The organism is Paenibacillus sp. 1781tsa1, from assembly GCF_024159265.1.
Taxonomy (GTDB): Bacteria; Bacillota; Bacilli; order Paenibacillales; family Paenibacillaceae; genus Paenibacillus.
In genome coordinates this window covers 6,627,163-6,649,750 of the sequence record NZ_JAMYWY010000001.1, presented here as the reverse complement: position 1 = coordinate 6,649,750, position 22,588 = coordinate 6,627,163, and the positions used below count along the sequence as shown (strand labels likewise).

Genomic DNA, 22,588 nt, shown 5'->3' with positions numbered 1-22,588 from the left:
TTTCCTGCGCTCCGCTACCCCATTTCCAACTGCATTCCACCTTCTCGGATCTCGGTACTAAAAACCTCATTTTTTGAATCTGCACTAAAGCAGCTAAAAGTATTATGAGATTGCTTCAAATAGGCTGAATTTTATCCTTTGTGTGACCGAGGTCACTTTTTTTTGCTCTGGAGACGAAGATTGTGATAATTCTCACATGTATAAAATAGGGAATCTGGCACAATACGTTCATCAACGTATTTGGCGGACAGACAGCGAAGGTGCAGCTTCAATGCCAAATACGCATACTGCGAAGTGAACAGAAAGAAGGGGTAACGGTATGGATCCGATTATGTTATCGCGTATCCAATATGCACTTACAACGATCTTCCATTTCTTCTTTGTCCCGCTATCCATCGGTCTTGTACTGTTGGTTGCGATCATGGAGACGTTGTACGTTGTTAAGGGGAAGGAAATCTACAAAACGATGGCCAAGTTCTGGGGCAAGCTGTTCCTGATTAACTTTGCCGTTGGGGTTGTCACAGGTATTCTGCAAGAATTCCAGTTCGGCATGAACTGGTCCGAGTACTCTCGGTTTGTGGGGGACGTGTTTGGTGCGCCACTGGCGGTTGAAGCGTTACTCGCGTTTTTTATGGAGTCTACATTTATTGGTTTGTGGATATTCGGATGGGATCGTTTGTCCAAAAAAGTGCATCTGGCCTGCATTTGGCTGGTGTTTGTCGGGACATTCCTGTCCGCACTGTGGATTCTGGCAGCCAATTCATTTATGCAGCATCCCGTCGGGTTTGAGATCAACAACGGCCGAGCCGAGATGAATGATTTCCTGGCACTGATCACGAATGGTCAGCTTCTCGTCGAATTCCCACATACAATCTTCGGGGCATTGATGACAGGGGCTTTCGTCGTAACCGGGATAAGTGCTTACAAATTGATGAAGAAACAGGATGTGGAGATTTTCCGTAAATCGTTTAATATTGCGATCATCATTGGACTTGTTTCTTCATTGGGTGTAGCTTTCTCCGGGCATTTCCAGGCGCAATATCTGGTGGAGACACAGCCGATGAAGATGGCAGCCAGTGAAGGCACATGGACGACGACAGAAGATCCGGCACCATGGACGGTGGTTGCTTTTATCGATCCGGATAAACAGGAGAATACCGGTGAGATCAAAATCCCTGGATTGCTCAGTTACCTGTCCTACAGCAAGTTCTCCGGCAGTGTCACAGGCATGAAGGAGCTTCAAGCCGAGTATGAGCAGACGTATGGACCGGGGAATTACATCCCACCGGTACGAACAACGTTCTGGAGTTTCCGCATTATGATCGCAGCAGGTGGCTTAATGATTTTGTTATCCCTGTATGGTACGTTACTGGCCATGCGCAAGAAGCTGGAGGTTGCAGGAAAGTGGTTCATGCGTCTGATGGTATTTGCTATTTCTCTGCCATTTATCGCTAATACATCTGGTTGGATCATGACCGAGGTTGGCAGGCAGCCGTGGACGGTGTTTGGCTATATGACGACCGAAGCCGGTGTCTCACCGAACGTATCCGCAGGAATGATTCTGTTCTCTACCATTGCTTTTACCGCCGCGTATACGGTGCTTGGAATCGTGATGGTATACCTGTTCGTACGTGAGATCAAGGCTGGGCCATTTGCGGTCGATAAGCCGGAAGATCACGATGAATCGGCCGATCCGTTCGGCGTGGATGGAGGTTATTCCGTTGTCACTAAGTGAGTTGTGGTTTTTGCTGATTGCCGTATTGTTTGTCGGTTTCTTCTTTTTGGAAGGTTTTGATTTTGGTGTAGGGATGTCTACAGGCATTATTGCCAAAACGGACCGTGAACGCCGGACCCTGATCAACTCGATTGGTCCCTTCTGGGATGGTAACGAAGTATGGCTGATTACAGCAGGGGGCGCGATGTTTGCCGCCTTCCCGCACTGGTATGCCACGATGTTCAGTGGCTTCTACCTGCCGCTTGTGGTCGTGTTACTCGCCTTGATTGGTCGCGGGGTTGCCTTCGAATTCCGCAGTAAAATGAAACAGCAGCGCTGGCGCAAAACATGGGATATCATCATTGTGGTATCCAGCGCGCTCCTTCCTTTCCTGTTCGGCGTAGTCTTTGCTACGTTCATGAAGGGTCTGCCTATTGATGGAGAGATGCAGTTGCGTGCAGGATTCTTCGATATTGTTAATCCGTACACCGTGATTGGCGGTTTGAGTGTAACCCTGCTGTGTCTGGTTCATGGATTACTGTTTGCCTCACTACGAACAGTCGGGGAACTCAGAGAGCGTGCCTTGAATACAGCGCAAAAATTGATGCTGCCGCTGGCTGCGCTGCTTGCCGTGTATGCGATATTGACGTATTTCATGACCGATGTGTTCGCCGTTCGCGGTTGGGCACTGTGGATCATGGTTGTACTTGGCGCAGTCGCGCTTGCACTTGCGGCATACTTCGTTCGTCAGAAGCATGAAGGCTGGGCTTTTGGTATGACAGGTGCTGTGATTGCAATTGCCTTTGCCTCTGTATTTATCGGTCTGTTCCCAAGAGTCATGGTGAGTTCGTTTGGTTCTGCATTTGACCTGACCGTATACAATGCGGCATCTGGTGCGTATTCATTAAAAGTCATGACGATTGTGGCTTGTACACTGCTGCCATTTGTTCTTGGTTATCAGATCTGGAGTTATTATATCTTCCGCAAACGCCTGAACGAGCAGCACCACCTGGAGTACTGATATGGAACGGGGGCTGCTGAAGCTGCCGGGCATCCGGCCAGTACTCGCGCTGGCATCAGCGCTGGTACTGCTACAGGCGATGACGATCATTATGCAAGCCAAATGGCTGGCACAGGCCATCACGGCATTGTTTGAAGGTTCATCCGTAACGGAGCAGTACCCGGTACTGCTGCTGTTCCTGGCTGCTTTTGCCGCCCGATACGCTCTATCCTTCTGGTTACAACTCGTGACATCACGATATGCGGAGAGGACAGGGACTGATCTGCGCAGACAGATGGTGGAGCAGTGGTTCAGACTTGGGCCGCGTTATGCCAAGACCGAGGGCACAGGCCATCTGGTTACACTGGCACGTGAGGGCACAGCTCAATTTAAGGCGTATCTCGAACTATTCATTCCTCGCATGCTGGGCATAGGATTCACACCCATCGTCATTTTGCTGTATGTGTTCAAGCTGGATATGATGTCCGGGGTTATTCTGATGCTGACACTACCGATCCTGATCGTGTTCATGATTCTGATTGGCCTCGCTGCCCAGCGTAAGATAGACGGACAATTCCGATCCTACAAAGCACTCGCTAACCATTTTGTCGATACCTTGCGTGGGCTGGAGACGCTAAAAACATTGGGACAGAGCAAAACGCACGAAGGTTCCATTCGGCGGGTCAGTCAGCGGTATCGGAAAGCGACGATGTCCACCCTGCGTATGGCCTTTCTTTCTTCATTTGCACTCGATTTCTTCACCATGCTGTCCGTTGCTTCCGTGGCGGTTGGTCTGGGATTACGTCTGACGGAAGGGCATATGCTGCTCGGCCCTGCACTGACGGTACTGATTCTGGCACCCGAATATTTCCTGCCTGTACGTATGCTCGGCGCTGATTATCATGCCACATTGGACGGCAAGGAAGCTGGAGCAGCCATTAATCAGGTGATCGAACGGGGTAGAGCCGCTGAACAGAAACAGCAGGAAGTCTATGCTAATGTTGTTGCACATGCGGTTACGGCAGAGGACGAAGCAGGATCTACACCATCATTATCTTCGGGTAAAAGGAAAGCAAACTCTTCGACCATACGCGTCGTGTTGAGCGATAACATGGCTGCGGTGCATCCTGATCTTGATCCCGATGCTATTCCTGAGTTGGATTCTTCCTTTTCCTCCATGTCCTCTTGGAATGAGAATAGTAGACTCGCACTAACGGATGTACAGGTACGGCATGAGGATGAAGGTCCATATTCGTTAAAGGATGTCACATTTCAGATCACAGGTCTCGGCAAAATCGGTATTATTGGCGCCAGCGGAGCAGGCAAGTCCACGTTAATTGATGTATTGGCTGGATTTCAGCTGCCTACTTCGGGTCAAGTACTGGCTAACGGACAGCCGGTTACACCGGATATGCTCGAATCCTGGCGAAGACAGACGGCAGCGATCCCGCAGCATCCGTATATCTTTAGTGGAAGTCTGGCCGATAACGTTCGTTTCTACATGCCGGAGGCTTCGGATGCGGAAGTGGCCAAGGCCGTTAGTGCAGCTGGATTAACCAAGTTACTGTCCTCATTATCCGGAGGGCTGAATGAGCCCATTGGTGCCGGCGGCAGACAGCTGAGTGGCGGGCAGGAGCAACGGGTGGCGCTGGCAAGGGCCTTGCTTAGTAAACGGAACATCCTGCTGCTTGATGAACCGACAGCACATCTGGATGTGGAAACAGAGTATGAACTGAAACAGACGATGCTACCACTGTTTGAAGGCAAGCTTGTATTTTTGGCTACCCATCGTCTGCACTGGATGCCGCATATGGATCGGATTATTGTCATGGATGGCGGCACAGTGGCAGAGACGGGAACACATCAGGAATTACTGGCACGACAAGGTGTATATTATCAGATGATTCAGGCCCAGATGGAGGCGATATAACATGAAGTCCGGATATGAACATATGGAGACCGTCCGTAACGGCAAAGAAAAAAATAGCTGGATTGCTCCGTATGTGGCACAGTACCGCTGGAGATTCATCGCAGTCATTGCGCTAGGCACTTGTGCTGCACTGTGTGCGGTACTGCTACTGTTTGCCTCCGGATTTCTGATCTCCAAGTCTGCGCTGCGTCCTGAAAACATTCTGATGGTGTATGTACCTATCGTTGGGGTACGTGCATTCGGAATATTTCGCGCCGTCTTTCGATATATCGAGCGCTTGGCAGGACATGATGCCGTACTGCGTGTGTTGGCTGATCAACGGGTGAAGTTATATCGCATTCTGGAGCCACAGGCCCTGTTCCTGCGCTCTCGCATGCAGACCGGAGATGTGCTTGGAGCACTCGCCGATGATGTGGAGCGGTTGCAGGATATTTATCTGCGTACAGTCTTCCCTTCGGTTACAGCGCTCGTGATGTACGGTGCGGCTGTGATTGCTTTTGGCAGTGTGGATCTGGGATTTGCGGTGTGGATGGGCTTGTATATGTTATTCCTTGTTGCCGCGCTACCTGCGATCTCCCTGAAAGTGACGTGGAAATGGCGTGTACGGCTGAAAAAGGAAAACAGCAGGTTGTATACCCGTCTGACTGACGGTGTGCTTGGACTGGGAGATTGGCTTGCAAGTGGACGAGCAACCGAGTTTGTTCAGCAGCAGGAAGAGGCGGAAGAACAGGTCGATGCGATTCGTCGCAAGTTGCGGCGATGGACACGCTGGCGCGATCTGATGGCTCAGTGTGTCATTGGTTTAATGGTCATATCCGTGACGTTATGGGCTGGAAACGCCGCTGCTATCGGACAATTGCCAGCTGTGATGATTGCTGCTTTTGTGCTGGTGTTATTTCCGCTCACGGAAACACTTCTGCCTGTAGGGGATGCGGTGGAGCATCTTCCACAGTACCGGGAATCACTGGATCGCTTGAAGCAGCTCGAAGGGAAAGATTATCTTCCGTTGCAGAATGGAGCCGGTGATGCGGATGGAACGGGCGAATCGACTTCTGTAGTAAAAAACGGCAACGTGATGGCTGGACAGCCATCCGAGTCCTTGCCAGCTGCGAGTGATATCCCGGACAGACGAATTCGTCTTCGCATTCCACCCAAACTCAGAGCAGACATCGAGATTAATCGCTTAAGTTACCGTTATACAGCGGATGATTCCTACGCCCTACAGGATGTATCTCTTCATCTGCCACAAGGTAAACGATTAGCTATCCTTGGACGAAGTGGCGGCGGCAAATCGACCTTGTTGAAGCTCATTCAGGGGGCCTTGCTTCCGTCTGCGGGGAACGTTCTGATCAATGATTTGCCTGTGCAGACGCTGGAAGAGAGTGTGCCTGATGTCATCGCAGTGCTGAATCAGAGCCCACATCTATTTGACACCACGGTAGCGAACAATCTGCGGATCGGACGTCCGCATGCAACGGATGAGGAGATTCGTCAGGTGGCCGCCCAAGTCGGTTTATCCGGTCTGATCGAATCCTTGCCGCAGGGATATGATACACCGATGCTGGAGACAGGGCTGCGTTTCTCTGGCGGGGAAAGGCAACGGATTGCACTGGCCCGAGTACTGCTCCGGGAAACACCTGTTATTATATTCGATGAACCAACGGTAGGGCTTGATCCAGTGACGGAGCGTGAACTGATGCGGACCATTCTGGACAGCTTGCAAGGCAAAACGATGATCTGGGTTACCCATCACCTGATTAGTGCAGAACAGATGGACGAACTTATTTTTATGGAAAATGGACAGATTGCCATGCAGGGTTCTCACGAACAACTGCTGGCCGGGGAAGAGCGATACCGCCGTCTTATTGAACTCGATCGGCCGGGATGGACCAGTCGGCAACAACGGGAACAACCGTTGCCGCCGGTAGCCTCGAAATAAGTGTGAGCCTGTGAGGGCCTGAGGCTCAAGACGTGTGGATGTTGCATACCAGCCCAGATGATTGAGCTGAACTGAACCTATATATGAATTATCAATTTAGCGAATAACACTGAATAAGTGCGGAATGAGCACTTAACCATATAAGCATAAAAAATAGACGAGCCAAGAAATCTTGGACTCGTCTATTTTTACATTCCGATATGACCGCTTTTTGTTGCGGATACTTACATCTCTACCAACATCAATATGATGGAGGAAAGGCACAGACAAGTGCTTACGAGATAGAGCACAGCAACAACCTGTTTATGATTCAATCCGGCACGCAGCAGTCGATAATGAGCTTGACTCGCGTCGGCCTGGTAGATCGCTTTACCTTGAATGAAACGTTTGATCACGACAAAGATGTTGTCGAAGATCGGTACACCGAGCGCCAGAATCGGAATGAAAATGGACAACATGGTTGCTTGTTTGAATGCACCGTCCAGAGCGATAACCGCCAAAATGAAGCCAAGGAACGTAGCACCTGCATCACCCATGAACACTTTGGCAGGAGCTTTGTTGTACTTCAGATAACCAATCGTCACACCGACCAGAATGATCGACATGAGTGCGGAATCCGTTTGACCTTTGGTAATGGCCACGATGAACAGGGTGATCGCCGAGATAGCTGATAAACCGCCAGCCAGTCCGTCCATGCCGTCCGAGAAGTTAATGACAGTTGTCACTCCGAAGATCCAGAGGATCGTGAGAATGAATTGCAGCCAGATCGGAAGCATGACATATTCCGCATTGAAGGGATTCACGAATCCGGTGAACGCAATGCCAGAAGCAAATACGAGTACTGCTGCTGAGACCTGTACGAGCATCTTGGGCAGGGCAGGAAAATCTTTGCCTTTTGTTTTGTACCAGTCATCGACGGTACCAATCGTTAGCAGAAGCATACCACCAGCGACCAGAGCCGCCGTTTCCCATGTAATTTCTTTGGTCAGAGCAATGTATGTCAGGAAAAATCCAGTAAATATCGCGTAACTCGCCGTGAGCGGGATCGGTTGCCTGTGCAGCTTACGCTCCACATCCTCCCGGGGCTTGTCCACAAAATCGAGCCGGTGAGCCAGTCGACCAAGCGGCGGAATAAGCAGAACCACGACAGCAAAAGACACTATAAAAGCCAGTATGTATACCATAAACTCGCTTGTTTCACTCCCATCTACCAATTTCTCCTTATTATACGAGTTAAACAGGAAATCTGTCGATGTCATTATTGTAACCAGACGTACGAAAAAAGGTGAGCCAAAGTTCAGATTTTATCGCATTTGAGGAAGATAGGAGCCGAAATAATGATTTACAGCTTCTGCATGATATCCATCATCACCTTGCCAGGTTGCTGCAAAGATGAAATCACCGGACCCCCCCTTGCCTTTTCTCGGGTTATCTCCAGGAACCAATATTCCGGCTGCCGCCCAGATTTCCAGCAGGGCATCCCGCTCCTGTTTGCTGGAAGGCAAGATGTCTTTCCACTTTTTCTCCAATGAACGTGCACTGTCCTTGGGGTCTTCCGTCTGAGCTGCTTCAAGCAGCTTTACCAGGATAGCTTGGTCTTCAGGAGTTACTTCATAGCTTGTATCGTTGTCCTTACGCAGTAATTCCAAATCCATGAGGCAATAGAGAAGCCAGCCATGACGCACGCCGCCCCACTTGATCCGTTCAAAGTTCAGGACGTTTAAGTCGACGTTGGAATATTCCTTGTCTGACTGCAAACGCAGGTAATTACAATCCCCGCAGGCACTGGTGTTAGGGTGAAGGGCAGGGCGTTCCGCATAGGTATGCAGAGGCATGTTCGATGTTAAAACCCAGCTGGATAATGCGCTGCGCAGGTAGACTTTTTTGGTGGACAGACTATGTAGAAAGGCCGATATTACCCGCTCCTTGAACGAGTCATCCTGATGGATGTCGTAAAGACGCTGGACAATCTCGTCATGCGTAATCGTGAGTGGGTCGAACATGACGCCTTTGCTTTTGGCATACTCAAATTCATCCCCGGAGAACGGGATAGAAGCTGTTTTCCAACCGCCACCTCCCCAGAAGGTACTCAGCAGTATCTTTGCCGCTTTTTTGTCCATATGGTTAGCCTCCTTTATAGATATACCATCATGATAAATGTGGTTCTTCATTCGATCCCTGACTTGCTTACTTTAATGTGCGTATTCCTCGCATGTATTCAGAATCATCTCGACAAGACCTGGAAAACGGACCTCTAATTCTTCCTTTCGTAGGGAATAAAAGTGCTGTTTACCTTCAATGCGTGGCTGGATCACGCCGGCTTCACGTAAAATTTTGATGTGATGGGACAATGTGGATTTGGAAATATGGTCTACTTCGAAGGCGGAACAATTTTTCTCGCCAGAGCTGGCCAAACAGTGTGCAATTTTCATACGGATCGGATCACCCAATGCATTGCAGACCGTGGTCAGTTTCAGTTCCGAAGCCATAGGTATCGTTGGAGTTCTCATATCTATGACGTTAGCATATTCGGCTTCCTCTTTCAATGTTTGAAAAATTTCGAACTATAGAAGTTGAACCGCAACTATTACACTTATTTACTTCGATTGCAGTACCATCTTTCGATCGCTCTTATCCCCAGATTTTCTGTATTCCCTTTGTCCAAGGGAAAAATCCGGTGATAAATGCGCACGCTTCGCTTCTTCAGATTGGTTCTGCACTCTCCGTTTTAGTGTAAAAGTCGGTCTCAACTTATATATTTCTTGCGGGTAGTATAGGAAGTATGATACATTTCTTTTCAGTTAGTTCGAAAATATTCGAACTATAAATTAGAAATCGGATTTTTATTCTAGGAGGAATATAAATGAGTACTACAAGTGCAGTTACCATGTTGAACAACTATTTCCGTTTATTTGATGCTTCACGCACAGACGAGCGCGCCATGCAGGATTTATTGTCCCTGTTTACACCGGACGCAGAAATTGTACTTAACGGTACCAGTCGAACAGGGTTCGATGGTTTTATGAAAGCTTTCTACGAGTACAATAAGGACGTAAAACATATGTGGGACGCGTGGGTGCAACAGCCTGACGGCAGCTACCAAACCAACTGGGCGGTATGCGGACAAGCGGCAGACGGAACAGTATATGCCAAAGCAGGCATTGATATCGCACGTGTAAACGAAGCGGGGCAGATTGTGTATCTGGAGAACGTACAGGCCGACCAGAATGCATTCAGCAAGTATAATCAGTAATAGCGCAATATAATTAAGTAATAATAAAATGCGTTGGAAACGAAGCTCAACAGTCTATCATACTGTGGGGCTTTTTTTGTTGGCCTATATAACTAATTGGAGAGACGCTGATGGGGAAGAGGGTTTCATTGCGCTATTAGCCACAATTTCTACAGGTAAATGGATACAAAAAACTTTACATGAAGATATGTACCTGAAAATTTGTAGATGAAAAAGACCCTCCCGCATGTCTAAACATGGCGGGACGGTCATTATGAACGTGCTTTAGATGTGGTCGCTAGAGCTGCAGGTTATTTTGAGCCAGATGCAGCTGGGGGGGATTCACTGCATGGTAGCGATAGTCTGTAAATTTAACGAATCTGAGACGCGCTATTGGCTGGATATCGGCATAAGTCGGATTCTAACGAATCGCAGAAGCGTTATTTTCCGGGAATTCTCACTTTGGGGCAACTTTACGCTACTAAACTCGGATATAAGATGTCTCAGATTCTTTAGAATCTGAAAACATGCTAAAAATTGCAAATAAGACGTCTACGATTCGTTAGCTGCTACATGTTCAACGTTTTGACTCTCCAACGTGTAACATTGAGGCTTTTAACCCCGCTCCATCCCTCAAACCCTCCAAGCCTCAAACCCTCCAAATCTTCAACTCCCACACCCCAAAACCTCGAAACTTAAACCGCCCAATTCTCCGGTCATCTTCACGCCTTCCCTATCCTTGCATCGTCTTGTTCTGAAAAGCAGCAATATCCGCATACTCTTCTTCAAATTTGCGGGAGATGCGGATGAAGATCGGCAACAGTTCCCGATAGACACGGACACTGTCCGGGTCCGGTTGGTGTCGGTGCGTTGATCCGATCATGCCGGAGACGGCACTCAGGGAATCGATTCGTCCGAGGGCGTACAAGCCCAGTACGGCTGCACCGAGACAGGAGCTTTCAATACTTTCGGGAATGATGACATCCTGATCGAAAATATCCGCCATCATTTGCCGCCACAGCTCGGAGCGGGCGAAGCCGCCTGTCGCCTGAATCTTTTTCGGCCGACCGATCTTTTCTTCAATCGCCAGCATGACTGTGTACAGGTTAAACAATACACCCTCAAGCGCAGCGCGAATCATATGTTCTTTCTTATGATGCAGCGTCAGGCCGAAGAACGAGCCACGTGCATTGGGATTCCAGAGCGGAGCCCGCTCACCCGTCATATACGGATGGAACAAGAGCCCTTCCGAACCCGGAGGTACATTTTCGGCGACACGAGTGAGCACTTCATATGGATCAATGCCAAGTCGTTTCGCGGTCTCTACCTCGGAAGCCGCTAACTCGTCCCGAATCCAGCGAAAAATAACACCGCCGTTGTTCACGGGTCCGCCAATTACCCACGCATCCTCTGTGAGTGCATAACAGAAGAAGCGTCCTTTCGGATCGGTCACCGGTTTGTCCACGACGGTACGAATCGCTCCACTGGTACCAATGGTCACGGCAACAACGCCTGGATCAATGGCGTTAACGCCCAGATTGGAGAGCACACCATCACTGGCCCCGATAACAAACGGTGTGGTGAACGCAATGCCCATCTCCTTGGCGTACTCCGGGTGCAATCCATGTTTCAGCACATGGGTGGTCGGTACCAATCGGGACAGGTGTTCCGGCGTGATGCCCGCCACATGGAGTGCTTCTGCATCCCAGTCGAGTTTCTCCAGATTCATGAGTCCGGTGGCGGAGGCCATGGAGTGGTCAATGACGTATTCAGAAAATAATTTATAGAACACATATTCTTTCATGGATATGAATTTGTGCGTCTGCTGGAACAGTTCAGGTTGATCCCGAGTGAGCCACATAATCTTGGTGAGTGGGGACATCGGATGAATCGGCGTCCCTGTTCTCAGATAGATTTCGTGACCATTCATCTCCGATTTGAGTACTTCAGTCCACTCGGCACTGCGATTATCTGCCCATGTCATGGCCCGCATCAGCGGTGTACCGTGTTTATCGACTGGCAGAATGCTGTGCATGGCTGAACTGAACGAGACAAATAGGATCTCGTCCGGCTTAACTCCTGCTTTGGAGGTAGCCTGTTTGACCGATTGGATGACTGCTTTGAAAATATCTTCCGCATCCTGCTCCGCAATCGCAGGTGTGGGGGTGTGCAGCGGATAATCGGCACTGCCTTGAGCCACAATGGTGCCGTTCTGCTCGAACAAGACGGCCTTGGTGGAGGTTGTGCCGATATCTACGCCGATCATATAGGGTGAAGAAGCCATTTTGTCATCCCTCTTTCTTGAATATATAAGGTGGCGCTGTTCATCCAACTTATATGGCATCTGTTATTTCATCTATAGATAAGAATATCAGACTTGAGGGATGGATCAAAATTGGAACAGATTATGTCGATCTCGATTACACCATCCTTAATCCTTCACCGCTCCTGCGGCAATATCCGAAATAAACTGGCGGCTGATGAACAGGAACATGATGATCAGCGGAATGACGGCAAGCAACGTACCTGCGATCACCATCGCGTAGTCTGTGTTATACAGCCCGTTTAATTGAGACAATGCAATCTGCAAGGTGTACTTACGCTCATCCGTCAGGACGATCAAAGGCCACAGATAATCATTCCATACGCCGATAAAGGTGAACGCGCCGAGGAAAGCAAAGGCAGGTCGCAGAATCGGCAGCGCTACGTTCCAATAGAGCCGGAAGAAATTACAGCCGTCGATGCGTCCTGCATCGAGCAGATCATTCGGAATAGACTCCGTAGCATATTGGCGAATCCAGAAGATCCCGAAGGCGTTCACCATGCCCGGAATAATAAGGGCTTTGAAGGAACCGACCCAGCCGAACGTGGCCATCAGCACGAAAGAGGGCACCAGCGACAGCTGGGAAGGTACCATCATGGTGGCAAGCAGCAGGACGAAGAGCCACTTTTTGCCGGGAAATTCAAACTTCGCAAACGCAAACCCTGCCAGTGAGTCAAAAAACAGTACCAGAATGGTCACGAGGCCCGACACAAACAGCGTATTCAGAAAGGCGCCCCAAAAATCAATCTGCTGCAACACTCGCGTAATATTATTCCACAATTCGCCCCCGAACCAGAGCTGCGGTGGAAACTTGTAGATATCGGACGTTGTCCGGGTGGACATTACAATCAGCCAATAGAACGGGAACATGGATATGAGCATGCCCCCGATAAGACCGGTATACAACACCAGCGATTTGAGGTGTTTGGTCGCCATGTGCGCTCCCCCTTATCACATCAGGATGATTTGCCTTGAACAAGCTTCCAGTTCACAATTGAGAACAGGGCGATAATGAGGAACATACCCCAGCCAACAGCAGCGCCGTATCCGAAGTAATTGTTAATGAAGGATTCACGGTAGAGGTACAGTACAATCGTCATGCCTGCTGCACCCGCGCCGCCATCATTGCCTACCAATACTTGCGGCTCGGTGAACAGCTGCATACCGCCGATGGTTGATGTAATGACCGTGAACAGGATGACAGGACGCAGCATCGGGATTGTGATGCGGAAAAAGGACTGTATCGCAGATGCCCCGTCAATCTTGGCTGCTTCGTATAACGTCTGCGGGATACTCTGTAGCCCGGCCAGATAGATAACGGCGTTATATCCGGTCCAGCGCCAGACCACCATGGAGGAGATCGCAACTTTGATGCCCCATGGTGCATTCATCCATTCCACAACAGGTAGCCCGACCGACTGCAGCAGATAATTGAGAAAGCCATAATTGTTGGCAAATAAGGCACCGAAGATAATGGCTACCGCCACAATGGACGTGACGTTAGGCAGGAAATAACCGACCCGAAATAATGTACGGAACTTCACAAATGGTGCATGTAGCAGAAAGGCAATAATCAATGCGAAGAAGAGCATTGGAATTGTCGAATAGATCCAGATCATGAAGGTGTTGCCCACGGCCTGCCAGAACTCGGCATCGGTCAGCATGTATTTGAAATTGTTAAACCCGTTGTACGTCATGATCCCGATGCCATCCCATTTATGAAAAGCTAGATAGAGCGAGAACCCGATAGGGAATAGGCCAAAAACGGCAAACAGAATATAAAACGGCGATATCGCAACATAGATTGCACGATGCTCCCACATCCTGGACCAGAGTGACTTCTGCCGATCCAGATCAGGTCTGGTATTGCCAGGATCGGGCGTAAGACGAGGTTCAGTTACAGCCATATGAATTCCTCCTTTGCGAATAACGAGACCACATGAAACCAGGACCAGTAATCAGGATAACGCTGTAATCTATACTCACCGCTGCAATTCCCGCTCAACGCGGTGTACCGTATCCGTCCAAACCTGCTGTGGATTGGCATTTTGCTTCGCGATATCATTCAGCCTTCGCGTAATAATGTTGTGTACAGAGGGGTATCTTTCACCAAAAAAAGCATCCGGCACTTGCTGTGCCGATTCGGCAAATACAGGACCGGTCGCCTGCCCGCCGAAGAAGGGTTCCTTCTCTTTCATGGCAGGGTCGTCAAATACACCTGGTGCGGAAGGGAACAGGTTCAATGTCTGATATTGCTCCAACTGATTCTCGGGACTTTGCAGCCAGCGAACCAGTTCAAAAGCTTCCTGAGGATGTTCACTCGACTTCAGGATAGACAGGAATGATCCCCCGTTGTTGCCATCCCCTCCCGGAGCCCGAGCCACCCGCCACTTCCCGGATGTATCCGGGGCAGCTTCCTGAAGGACTTGCTTCATCCAGACAGCACCCACGAACGAGGCGACTTCACCGTTATTCATCGCTGCGTTCCAGCCCGGAGTCCAGCCATCTGCATTGGCAAGCAGGCCTTTCTCTTTAAAGGCAACGGCCGTATCCCAGCTCTTGCGCACAGTAGGGGAATCCATACCGATAAAGGACCCATCCGGGCGGAAATAACGCTCCGCAGACTGCGATAAGACCTGATTGTAAACGGTTGCAATATTGTCGGTCAGAAACACCTTTCCACCGAATTTTTCCTTGATCTTTTCTCCGGCAGCAGCATAGGCATCCCAGCTGTTCATCTGACGTGTAACGTCTTCAGGATCAGATGGCAATCCGGCCTCCTTGAAAAGATCTTCTCGGTAGAAGAGGGCTGTCGGTCCCGTATCCATGGGGAATCCGATCATCTGTCCATTTGGCGTAACGCCTTGCTTCCATTTCCACGGCAGATATTGGTCTTCAATATCTCCTGCGCCGAGATCATACAGATTATAGAAACGGTCCTCACTGGGGAATAGCTCCATGATCCAGTCGTTCAGTGCCACAATGTCTGGCTCACCTGAGCGTGCAGCGAGTGTTGTTTTGAGTTTTGCTTTGAAATCACCGCCGATTTTCTGAGCTGTCAGTTCGATATTGGGGAACTTTTCTTTAGCCCTGGCAATCAACTTATCATCAATGGAACGGTTCCAGTACCATAATGTAAGCGTTACCTTTTTGTTGTTCGCTGAATCGTCCTGTCCGGGCCAGATGGAGCATCCGCTTATGAGCAGGACGCAGACCATCAGTATGGCTGTCCAGCATGTTCTTTTCCGGCGGATCATGTGTATTACCCCCTCATCGTTAAGTTCGAGGCATGAAGTGCTTTGGACTACAACTTTAGTGTATGAGCAGTTTATAAACTCATACCCAATATTCCTGAAATGAAACACATATTTGTGTCCATTGCGTAACATAAATTGGGTAGTTACTTTAAAAATAAAAGTTACTTGACACATTATAATTTTTATTCTAAACTAACTTACATAAAGTAACTAATGATGATGAGAATAATATAGATACGTACTATATAATATCCGAGTGATCCATTTTCGCTCTGGATGCGAATCAATCAACAGACAAGTTGGCCTAAACAGGAGGAACGACAATGATCAATTCACATATTATTCAACTGCTTGCCCCCAAAATTCAGACTTTTCCGAGTGGAAAAGAGTTTATATACCTGGTGGGACCGATCAAGCTTCCGGTTAACCTCGATGGGGAGACCAAGACATTTCAGTGGTATAGCTGGATGAAATCGGACAAAGCGATGGAGAGCGGCGAGTTAATTGAATCCCTAGCTGCTGCTGAACTGGCAGAGCGTCAACAATCCAGTGTTCTGGTCTATGGCGATTTTGCCGACGCACAAGAAGCATTAATTCGGATGCACAGCATCTGTCATACAGGCGACATCTTTGGCAGCAAACGCTGTGATTGCGGTTTCCAGTTGGAGCAATCCATGAAAATGATCGCTGCTCACGGAGCAGGTGCCCTGTTCTATCTTGCGAACCATGAGGGACGTGGCATCGGTCTGTTCAGCAAAGCGATGGCGTACATTTTGCAAGAAGAAGGTCTGGATACGGTAGATGCGAACTTGCAGCTTGGATTTACGGACGATGCTCGTAATTATGACGATGCAATTGCAGTGTTGCGTGCGCTTCGCTCCGCACCGGTAACATTGATTACCAATAATCCGCGGAAGCTGGCTGCCTTGCAGGAAGCGGGATTGAATGTGGGCGGACGTGTCCCGCTGTGGGGAGACCGCTCTGCGTTCAATGAAAAATATCTGCAGACCAAAGTGAACCGTTCCGGTCACTTGGCAGAAAATGATGGCTGGGCCGGGGCAGAGACGCTGCTTCCGCATGCACAGGCTTAATGATGATTCATTAAAGGGCACGATTAACTGGGTAGCCGTTGTTGTACTCTCCATTAAGGAGAAATACAGCAACGGCTTTTTGGTGTGATCTTGATACCCGGCAAGCAACCAGATTTTCCTGATTTACGGAATGGCTTGCCGTTCTCACTGGACGGATTATACAATATAGGCATCTGATGAATGCGGGAGGAACGAAGGTGCCATTTGAGGGACAACGTATATTGCCAGCTGCGAAGAGCATGAAGCAGTTTGAAGCGATGATTGAAGGCCCTTATACCTATGGGGTGATGCTGGAAACCCATATTGCACAGCTTCAGAGTGTGATGGACGAGGCGCGGCGATATGACAAAAAGATACTTTTGCATGCAGATCTGGTACAGGGATTGAAGAATGATGAGTATGCGGCAGAGTATCTGTGTCAGCACATTCGTCCGGCAGGACTAATCTCTACACGTGCAAGTGTCATTCAGAAAGCGAAGCAGAAGGGCATTATGGCTATTCAGCGTATTTTTCTGCTGGACACTCATGCTCTGGAGAAAAGTTATCTGTTGCTGGCCAAAACTCAACCTGATTATATTGAAGTACTACCTGGCGTCATTCCGCATATTATTGCGGAAGTGTCTGTGCGTACCGGTATCCCTATTATTGCAGGGGGATTGATTCGATCACCGGAAGAGGTTGAACTTGCGCTTGGCGTCGGGGCTACGGCAGTGACCACATCCAATGCAGATCTGATCCGACACTTTGAGAAATCGCTTACACCGTAAAAAGAACCCACAACAGGAGGTTATCTGTATGGAAAAGTATATATTGGCTCTGGATCAGGGAACGACAAGCTCCCGAGCTATTCTGTTTAACCGTGATGGAGAGATCGTGCACATTGCACAGCAGGAATTCCCCCAGTATTTCCCCAAGCCGGGCTGGGTAGAGCAGAATGCCAATGAAATCTGGAGTTCCATTCTTGCCGTGATGGCTTCATGTCTGGCAGAGAGCGGCATCAAACCGGTTCAGATTGCGGGAATTGGAATTACCAATCAGCGGGAGACTGTGGTGGTATGGGACTCAGAAACAGGCAGACCGATCTATAATGCAGTGGTATGGCAGTCCAGACAGACTGCAGATATCTGTGATGAATTGAAGATGCAAGGTCTCGGGGACCTTTTCCGCCGCAAAACAGGACTACTGATCGATCCGTACTTCTCGGGAACGAAGGTCAAATGGATTCTGGATCATGTCCCTGGTGCCCGGGAGCGGGCAGAGAAGGGTGAATTACTGTTTGGCACGATTGATAGCTGGCTGATCTGGAAACTAAGCGGGGGGACACATGTCACGGATATATCCAATGCCTCACGCACCCTGATGTATAACATCTATGATCTGCAATGGGATGACGAATTATTGGAGATACTCGACATTCCTAAGGCCATGCTGCCAGAAGTGCGAGGTTCATCCGAGGTGTATGCACACACGACAGACTATCATTTCTTCGGTCATCGGATTCCGATTGCGGGAGCGGCAGGAGATCAGCAGGCAGCGATGTTTGGTCAGGGCTGTTACACCAAGGGCAGTATGAAAAATACATATGGTACCGGATGTTTCATGCTCATGAATACAGGAGAGAACCCGGTGCAATCCGATCACGGACTGATTACGACCATTGCTTGGGGGATGAATGGCAAGGTTGAATATGCGCTTGAAGGCAGTATTTTTGTTGCAGGTTCAGCGGTTCAGTGGCTGCGTGACGGATTAAGGATGCTGCGATCATCCAAAGACAGTGAGGACTACGCCTCACGCGTGCCTTCAACGGACGGCGTATATATGGTACCTGCTTTTGTGGGACTGGGCAGTCCGTATTGGGATAGTGAGGTTAAGGGTGCGGTGTTTGGCCTGACCCGAGGTACGACGAAGGAACACTTTATCCGTGCTACGCTTGAGGCGTTGGCGTATCAGACCAAAGATGTACTGGAGGCCATGGAATCCGACTCGGGTATTCCCGTGCATGCTCTGCGCGTGGATGGAGGAGCGGCGGCCAATGATTTTCTTATGCAATTTCAGAGTGATATTCTGGGCATTCCTGTCGAACGCCCAACGGTGAATGAAACGACGGCATTGGGTGCGGCTTATCTGGCAGGATTGGCGGTTGGATATTGGACGAGTGCGGATGAATTGACCGATCATGAAAATACGGAGCGTGTCTTCCAGCCTGTTATGGCTGAGCAACAACGGACAGAACTGTATGCAGGCTGGAAACGCGCAGTGAACGCAGCGATGGCTTTTAAATAAAAGAAATGAAATGAATATTCCTTGGTGTGGGTATTTGTACTTTTTAACTAAACATATGTTATAAATGATATTTACTGGTGGAAAATGATGCATGATTTACAGGGTTATTCTTCCTGGAGTAGCCAAAACATATACCCACTATAAGGAAAAAAACAAGGTTAGTGGATTAATTTAAAATTCCATCCTTTGGCAGAACGAGTTTTTGAATATTTTTTGAATAATGTGTCATTTCAGGACTTCACGCCGTGAAAAATCTGTGATAGGATAAAGGCACAAGTTAAAAAATGATGTCTGGAGATCGGGAGGGACCACGTGCCGCTCAGCAATTGCTGAGCGAATGACGTGGTCCTTTTTTTTGTTTTTTTACGGAAACACTAAGGAATCAATGGGAGGTTCAAGAATGACAAATACGTTCTCGTCAGCATACCGGACCGAATATTTGCAAAGCATGATGAATGCACATTTTGACATATTGATTATTGGCGGGGGGATTACAGGCGCAGGGATTGCATTGGATGCCGTTTCACGCGGATTGAAGACAGCGCTTGTAGAAATGCAGGATTTTGCAGCAGGTACATCCAGTCGTTCGACCAAACTTGTCCATGGCGGATTACGTTATCTGAAGCAATATGAAGTGAAAATGGTTGCTGAGGTAGGACGGGAGCGGGCTGTCGTTTATGAGAATGGGCCACATGTGACAACACCGGAACCGATGTTGTTACCGATCTATACGGCAGGTACGTTCGGCCGATTCAGCACATCCATTGGACTGATGGTGTATGATCGGCTCGCCGGGGTGAAGCGCAGTGAACGACGCCAAATGTTGAATGCTGGAGCGGTGTCAGATAGTGAACCTTTATTACGCAAACAGGGATTGTTGGGTGGTGGACTCTATGTGGAGTATCGCACTGACGATGCCAGGCTCACCATTGAAGTGTTGAAAGAAGCTGTCAAACGTGGGGCACAGGCAGTGAACTACGTCAAGGCGATAGGTTTCCTGAAGGAGGATGGCCAAATTACAGGTATTCAGGCCATGGATCAGATCGATGGGCAGACCTATACGCTGAAAGCAAGCAAGGTGATCAACGCTTCCGGTCCATGGGTGGACGGTCTGCGGGAATTGGATGGCTCACGCCAGGGTAAAACGCTCCAGATGACCAAAGGCATTCATTTGGTCTTTGATGGTGAACGATTCCCATTGAGGCAGGCCGTCTATTTTGATACACCAGATGGTCGAATGGTGTTTGCAGTCCCACGTGATGGCAAAACCTATGTCGGAACAACCGACACCGTATATCAGGACGATCCTGCACACCCGCAAATTTCCGACTCGGATCGCGATTATGTGATTGATGCAATCAATGGCATGTTTCCAGATGTGCACATTGGTACCGAGGACGTGGAATCAGGATGGGCGGGTGTGCGTCCACTCATTCATGAGGAAGGCAAGAATCCTTCCGAAATTTCACGTAAAGATGAAGTCTGGGTCTCTGATTCCAATCTGATTACGATTGCCGGGGGCAAGTTAACCGGATACCGTAAAATGGCAGAGATGGTCGTTGATCTGGTCGCACGCCAGATGGAGCAGGAGAGTGGACATCCCATAGGCCCTTGTGTAACAAAAAAGATGCCCATCTCTGGCGGTGACGTAGGGGGTTCGGCTGGATTTGTATCGTACGCGGAGCGCAAGATCAAGGATGGTGTTGCCTTGGGACTTGCTCGACCTGCTGCGGAGCGACTGGTCCGCACGTATGGTTCCAATGTGGAGGCACTATATGAGCGAATGCCCGATCCACGCACCAAGTCCGAGCTTCATGGCATGCCACAGGAGCTATTGTTGATGTTAAGTTACGCGATTGATGAAGAGATGGCTGTAACTCCGTCTGATTTTTTGGTACGAAGAACAGGTGATTTATTCTTCCGTATTGATGAAGTTCGTCGCTATAAAACAGCGGTTATCTCGTATATGGCAGGTCGTTTGAACTGGTCTGAAGAGGAAGAGGTTAAACATACACAGGAACTGGATCAGCTGTTGCTGGAAGCATCCGGCAAAATCTGAGGCAGGATTTCAAGATCGAGAGTCGAATGGAACATGTAAGCGTGTAACATAGAGAGGGGATTACATCCATGACATTACAGATCGGAATCATTGGAACAGGCTGGTTCAGTAAGGTGCACGCGGATATTCTCGCACGGATGGAAGGTGTTCGTGTCGCGAGTGTCTGTGGAACAACGTTGGAAAAGGCAGAGGCTATGGCCTCTGTCTATGATGCTGTTGGTTACGGGGAACTTGAACATATGCTGGATGGTGAGAAGCTGGATGCGGTGTATATCTGTGTGCCTCCGATGTCTCACGGATCGATAGAGTCCGAATTAATCCGCCGCGGTATTCCATTCCTGGTGGAGAAACCTTTGAGCACCGGAATGGACGTGCCGCGTCAGGTGTTGGATCAGGTGCAAAAGAGCGGATTGTTAACCTCTGTCGGATACCATTTCCGTTATCAGGAGGCTGCTCAAGTACTGCAACAAGCGATGAAAGAACAGACGGTCGGCATGGCTCTTGGCCGCTGGATGGGCGGAATGCCAGGGGTTGCCTGGTGGCGGCGTCAGGACGGTTCTGGAGGACAATTCGTAGAGCAGACTACACATATTGTAGACTTGCTTCGGTATTGTGCAGGAGAAGTTACGGAGGTATATGCTGTAGCAGCTCAGCGAAGCATGCATGAGAAACATGAGCATGTCAGCGTTGCTGATGTGGCGAATGTGACACTCAAGCTGGAAAGTGGAGCGATTGCAAGCATCGCCAATACCTGTCTGTTGCCAGACGGGGAGGGCGGCGCAGGGCTTCAATTCTACACGGATGCAGGTGTGTGGGACTGGACACCAGAACGTTTGCTTCTGCCAAGTGCCGCAACACATGCGATGGCAGGCCTGGAGATTTCTGCAGGACCTAATCCATACGAGCGTGAGAATGAAGCGTTCATTCATGCCCTGCGTACCGGGGACCGTTCACGAATCCTGTCCGATTATGCGGATGCCTGCCGTACACAGGAGATTACGACAGCGGCGTTGGCATCGGCTGATTCCGGTCTGCCTGTCAAGCTTCAGCCCTCAAAGCATCTCTCTCATTAATCAAAGTTGAACGTAATATAAATACGCCTGAATCGGAAACTGATCGGCAGATCAGCCTGATTCAGGCGTATTTGTGTCGAGTGGAGATGAATGGAACGGCAATTCACATTACTCGGATTTCTGTTGTTTCAACCAGTCGGAAGACCAGCTGTAGATCTGATCAATGACAGGTTCAATCGCTCTACCTTTGGGTGTTAATTCATACTCTACACGAGGAGGAATCTCCGGAAACATATGCCGGGTTACGATACCTTCCGTCTCCATTTCCTTCAATCTCTCCGATAAAAGTCGTCCACTGATCGCCATCTCTGCTTCAAGCTCCGTGAACCGTTTGGGTCCGGACAACAGTTGGTACATGATTAACAGTACCCATTTCTTGCCTATGATGTCTATCGCCTGAGTGATCATACAGGGACTTGGTGCTTTTGCTTTTCTCAGTTTCAACGTATTCACCTCGATTCAAGATCATTTTCTACGCAGTTGTATATGAAAGGACATGGTTTCGGCCACTCTTGGAATGGTAGAACATTCAAGTAAATGAAATGAGGGTTACTACAAAATATACTGTAACATACCTTTTGTATGTATTATACATCATACGGTGAAAAATTACTTGAAGAAATTATATTATTATTATATACTAACTTCATAAAAGTAAGTTGGTGATAAATAATACGTATAATATGA

At 48.9% G+C, this 22,588-nt stretch carries 18 protein-coding genes; 10 read left to right on the top strand and 8 right to left on the bottom strand.

Going from position 1 to position 22,588, the window contains the following annotated elements; translation table 11 throughout:
* Nucleotides 1-319 precede the first annotated feature (319 nt).
* From NKT06_RS29720 to cydC, 4 genes are read left to right on the top strand one after another with little or no spacing between them, the layout of a single operon-like run.
* Nucleotides 320-1,735 (top strand): cytochrome ubiquinol oxidase subunit I, encoded by a 1,416-nt coding sequence (locus tag NKT06_RS29720; RefSeq protein WP_253441665.1) that lies wholly within the window; start codon nucleotides 320-322, stop codon nucleotides 1,733-1,735.
* Entirely contained in the window at nucleotides 1,680-2,735 is a 1,056-nt protein-coding gene (cydB, locus tag NKT06_RS29715; RefSeq protein ID WP_253441663.1) for a cytochrome d ubiquinol oxidase subunit II, read from the top strand. Before NKT06_RS29720 ends, cydB begins: the two co-directional genes overlap by 56 nt.
* A 1-nt stretch (nucleotide 2,736) precedes the next feature.
* Nucleotides 2,737-4,644 carry a thiol reductant ABC exporter subunit CydD gene (gene cydD, locus NKT06_RS29710; RefSeq protein ID WP_253441661.1) on the top strand — a complete coding sequence of 636 codons (1,908 nt, stop codon included), beginning with the start codon at nucleotides 2,737-2,739 and terminating at the stop codon, nucleotides 4,642-4,644.
* A gap of 1 nt (nucleotide 4,645) precedes the next feature.
* Nucleotides 4,646-6,583: a thiol reductant ABC exporter subunit CydC gene (gene cydC, locus NKT06_RS29705; RefSeq protein WP_253441659.1), complete on the top strand. Its 1,938-nt coding sequence runs from the start codon at nucleotides 4,646-4,648 to the stop codon at nucleotides 6,581-6,583.
* A gap of 224 nt (nucleotides 6,584-6,807) precedes the next feature.
* Here the strand turns inward: cydC and NKT06_RS29700 are convergent, their stop codons facing one another.
* The 3 genes from NKT06_RS29700 to NKT06_RS29690 all read right to left on the bottom strand — a co-directional run bounded on the left by NKT06_RS29700 (nucleotide 6,808) and on the right by NKT06_RS29690 (nucleotide 9,093).
* The gene (locus NKT06_RS29700) at nucleotides 6,808-7,767 is read right to left on the bottom strand and encodes an MraY family glycosyltransferase (protein ID WP_253442900.1); all 960 of its coding nucleotides are present in this window, start codon (nucleotides 7,765-7,767) and stop codon (nucleotides 6,808-6,810) included.
* Nucleotides 7,768-7,887: 120 nt separating this feature from the next.
* Nucleotides 7,888-8,703 carry a hypothetical protein gene (locus NKT06_RS29695; protein ID WP_253441657.1) on the bottom strand — a complete coding sequence of 272 codons (816 nt, stop codon included), beginning with the start codon at nucleotides 8,701-8,703 and terminating at the stop codon, nucleotides 7,888-7,890.
* A 72-nt stretch (nucleotides 8,704-8,775) separates the two neighbouring features.
* The gene (locus NKT06_RS29690) at nucleotides 8,776-9,093 is read right to left on the bottom strand and encodes an ArsR/SmtB family transcription factor (RefSeq protein ID WP_253441655.1); all 318 of its coding nucleotides are present in this window, start codon (nucleotides 9,091-9,093) and stop codon (nucleotides 8,776-8,778) included.
* 353 nt (nucleotides 9,094-9,446) lie between these two features.
* Here NKT06_RS29690 and NKT06_RS29685 point away from each other — a divergent pair, with 353 nt between their 5' ends.
* A complete protein-coding gene (locus NKT06_RS29685) occupies nucleotides 9,447-9,836 on the top strand; it encodes a nuclear transport factor 2 family protein (protein ID WP_253441653.1) in 390 nt (129 codons plus the stop codon).
* 712 nt (nucleotides 9,837-10,548) lie between these two features.
* On the opposite strand, the gene gntK is transcribed toward NKT06_RS29685, so the two are convergent.
* From gntK to NKT06_RS29665, 4 genes are all read right to left on the bottom strand, one after another.
* Nucleotides 10,549-12,099: a gluconokinase gene (gene gntK, locus NKT06_RS29680; RefSeq protein ID WP_253441651.1), complete on the bottom strand. Its 1,551-nt coding sequence runs from the start codon at nucleotides 12,097-12,099 to the stop codon at nucleotides 10,549-10,551.
* A 147-nt stretch (nucleotides 12,100-12,246) separates the two neighbouring features.
* Entirely contained in the window at nucleotides 12,247-13,074 is an 828-nt protein-coding gene (locus NKT06_RS29675; protein WP_253441649.1) for a carbohydrate ABC transporter permease, read from the bottom strand.
* Between the two features lie 20 nt (nucleotides 13,075-13,094).
* Entirely contained in the window at nucleotides 13,095-13,961 is an 867-nt protein-coding gene (locus NKT06_RS29670) for a carbohydrate ABC transporter permease (RefSeq protein ID WP_253442897.1), read from the bottom strand.
* Between the two features lie 159 nt (nucleotides 13,962-14,120).
* Complete coding sequence (locus tag NKT06_RS29665) at nucleotides 14,121-15,395, bottom strand: ABC transporter substrate-binding protein (protein ID WP_253441647.1); 1,275 nt, start codon at nucleotides 15,393-15,395, stop codon at nucleotides 14,121-14,123.
* 323 nt (nucleotides 15,396-15,718) lie between these two features.
* Here NKT06_RS29665 and NKT06_RS29660 point away from each other — a divergent pair, with 323 nt between their 5' ends.
* From NKT06_RS29660 to NKT06_RS29640, 5 genes are all read left to right on the top strand, one after another.
* Complete coding sequence (locus tag NKT06_RS29660) at nucleotides 15,719-16,486, top strand: GTP cyclohydrolase II (RefSeq protein WP_253441646.1); 768 nt, start codon at nucleotides 15,719-15,721, stop codon at nucleotides 16,484-16,486.
* A gap of 197 nt (nucleotides 16,487-16,683) precedes the next feature.
* Nucleotides 16,684-17,253, top strand: coding sequence for a glycerol-3-phosphate responsive antiterminator (locus tag NKT06_RS29655; RefSeq protein WP_253441645.1), 570 nt, complete (start codon nucleotides 16,684-16,686; stop codon nucleotides 17,251-17,253).
* Nucleotides 17,254-17,281: 28 nt separating this feature from the next.
* Complete coding sequence (gene glpK, locus NKT06_RS29650) at nucleotides 17,282-18,769, top strand: glycerol kinase GlpK (protein WP_253441644.1); 1,488 nt, start codon at nucleotides 17,282-17,284, stop codon at nucleotides 18,767-18,769.
* A 400-nt stretch (nucleotides 18,770-19,169) separates the two neighbouring features.
* Entirely contained in the window at nucleotides 19,170-20,828 is a 1,659-nt protein-coding gene (locus tag NKT06_RS29645) for a glycerol-3-phosphate dehydrogenase/oxidase (protein ID WP_301290216.1), read from the top strand.
* Between the two features lie 68 nt (nucleotides 20,829-20,896).
* A complete protein-coding gene (locus NKT06_RS29640; RefSeq protein WP_253441643.1) occupies nucleotides 20,897-21,901 on the top strand; it encodes a Gfo/Idh/MocA family protein in 1,005 nt (334 codons plus the stop codon).
* A 108-nt stretch (nucleotides 21,902-22,009) separates the two neighbouring features.
* Here the strand turns inward: NKT06_RS29640 and NKT06_RS29635 are convergent, their stop codons facing one another.
* Nucleotides 22,010-22,309 (bottom strand): winged helix-turn-helix transcriptional regulator, encoded by a 300-nt coding sequence (locus tag NKT06_RS29635; RefSeq protein WP_026081419.1) that lies wholly within the window; start codon nucleotides 22,307-22,309, stop codon nucleotides 22,010-22,012.
* Nucleotides 22,310-22,588: the final 279 nt, after the last annotated feature.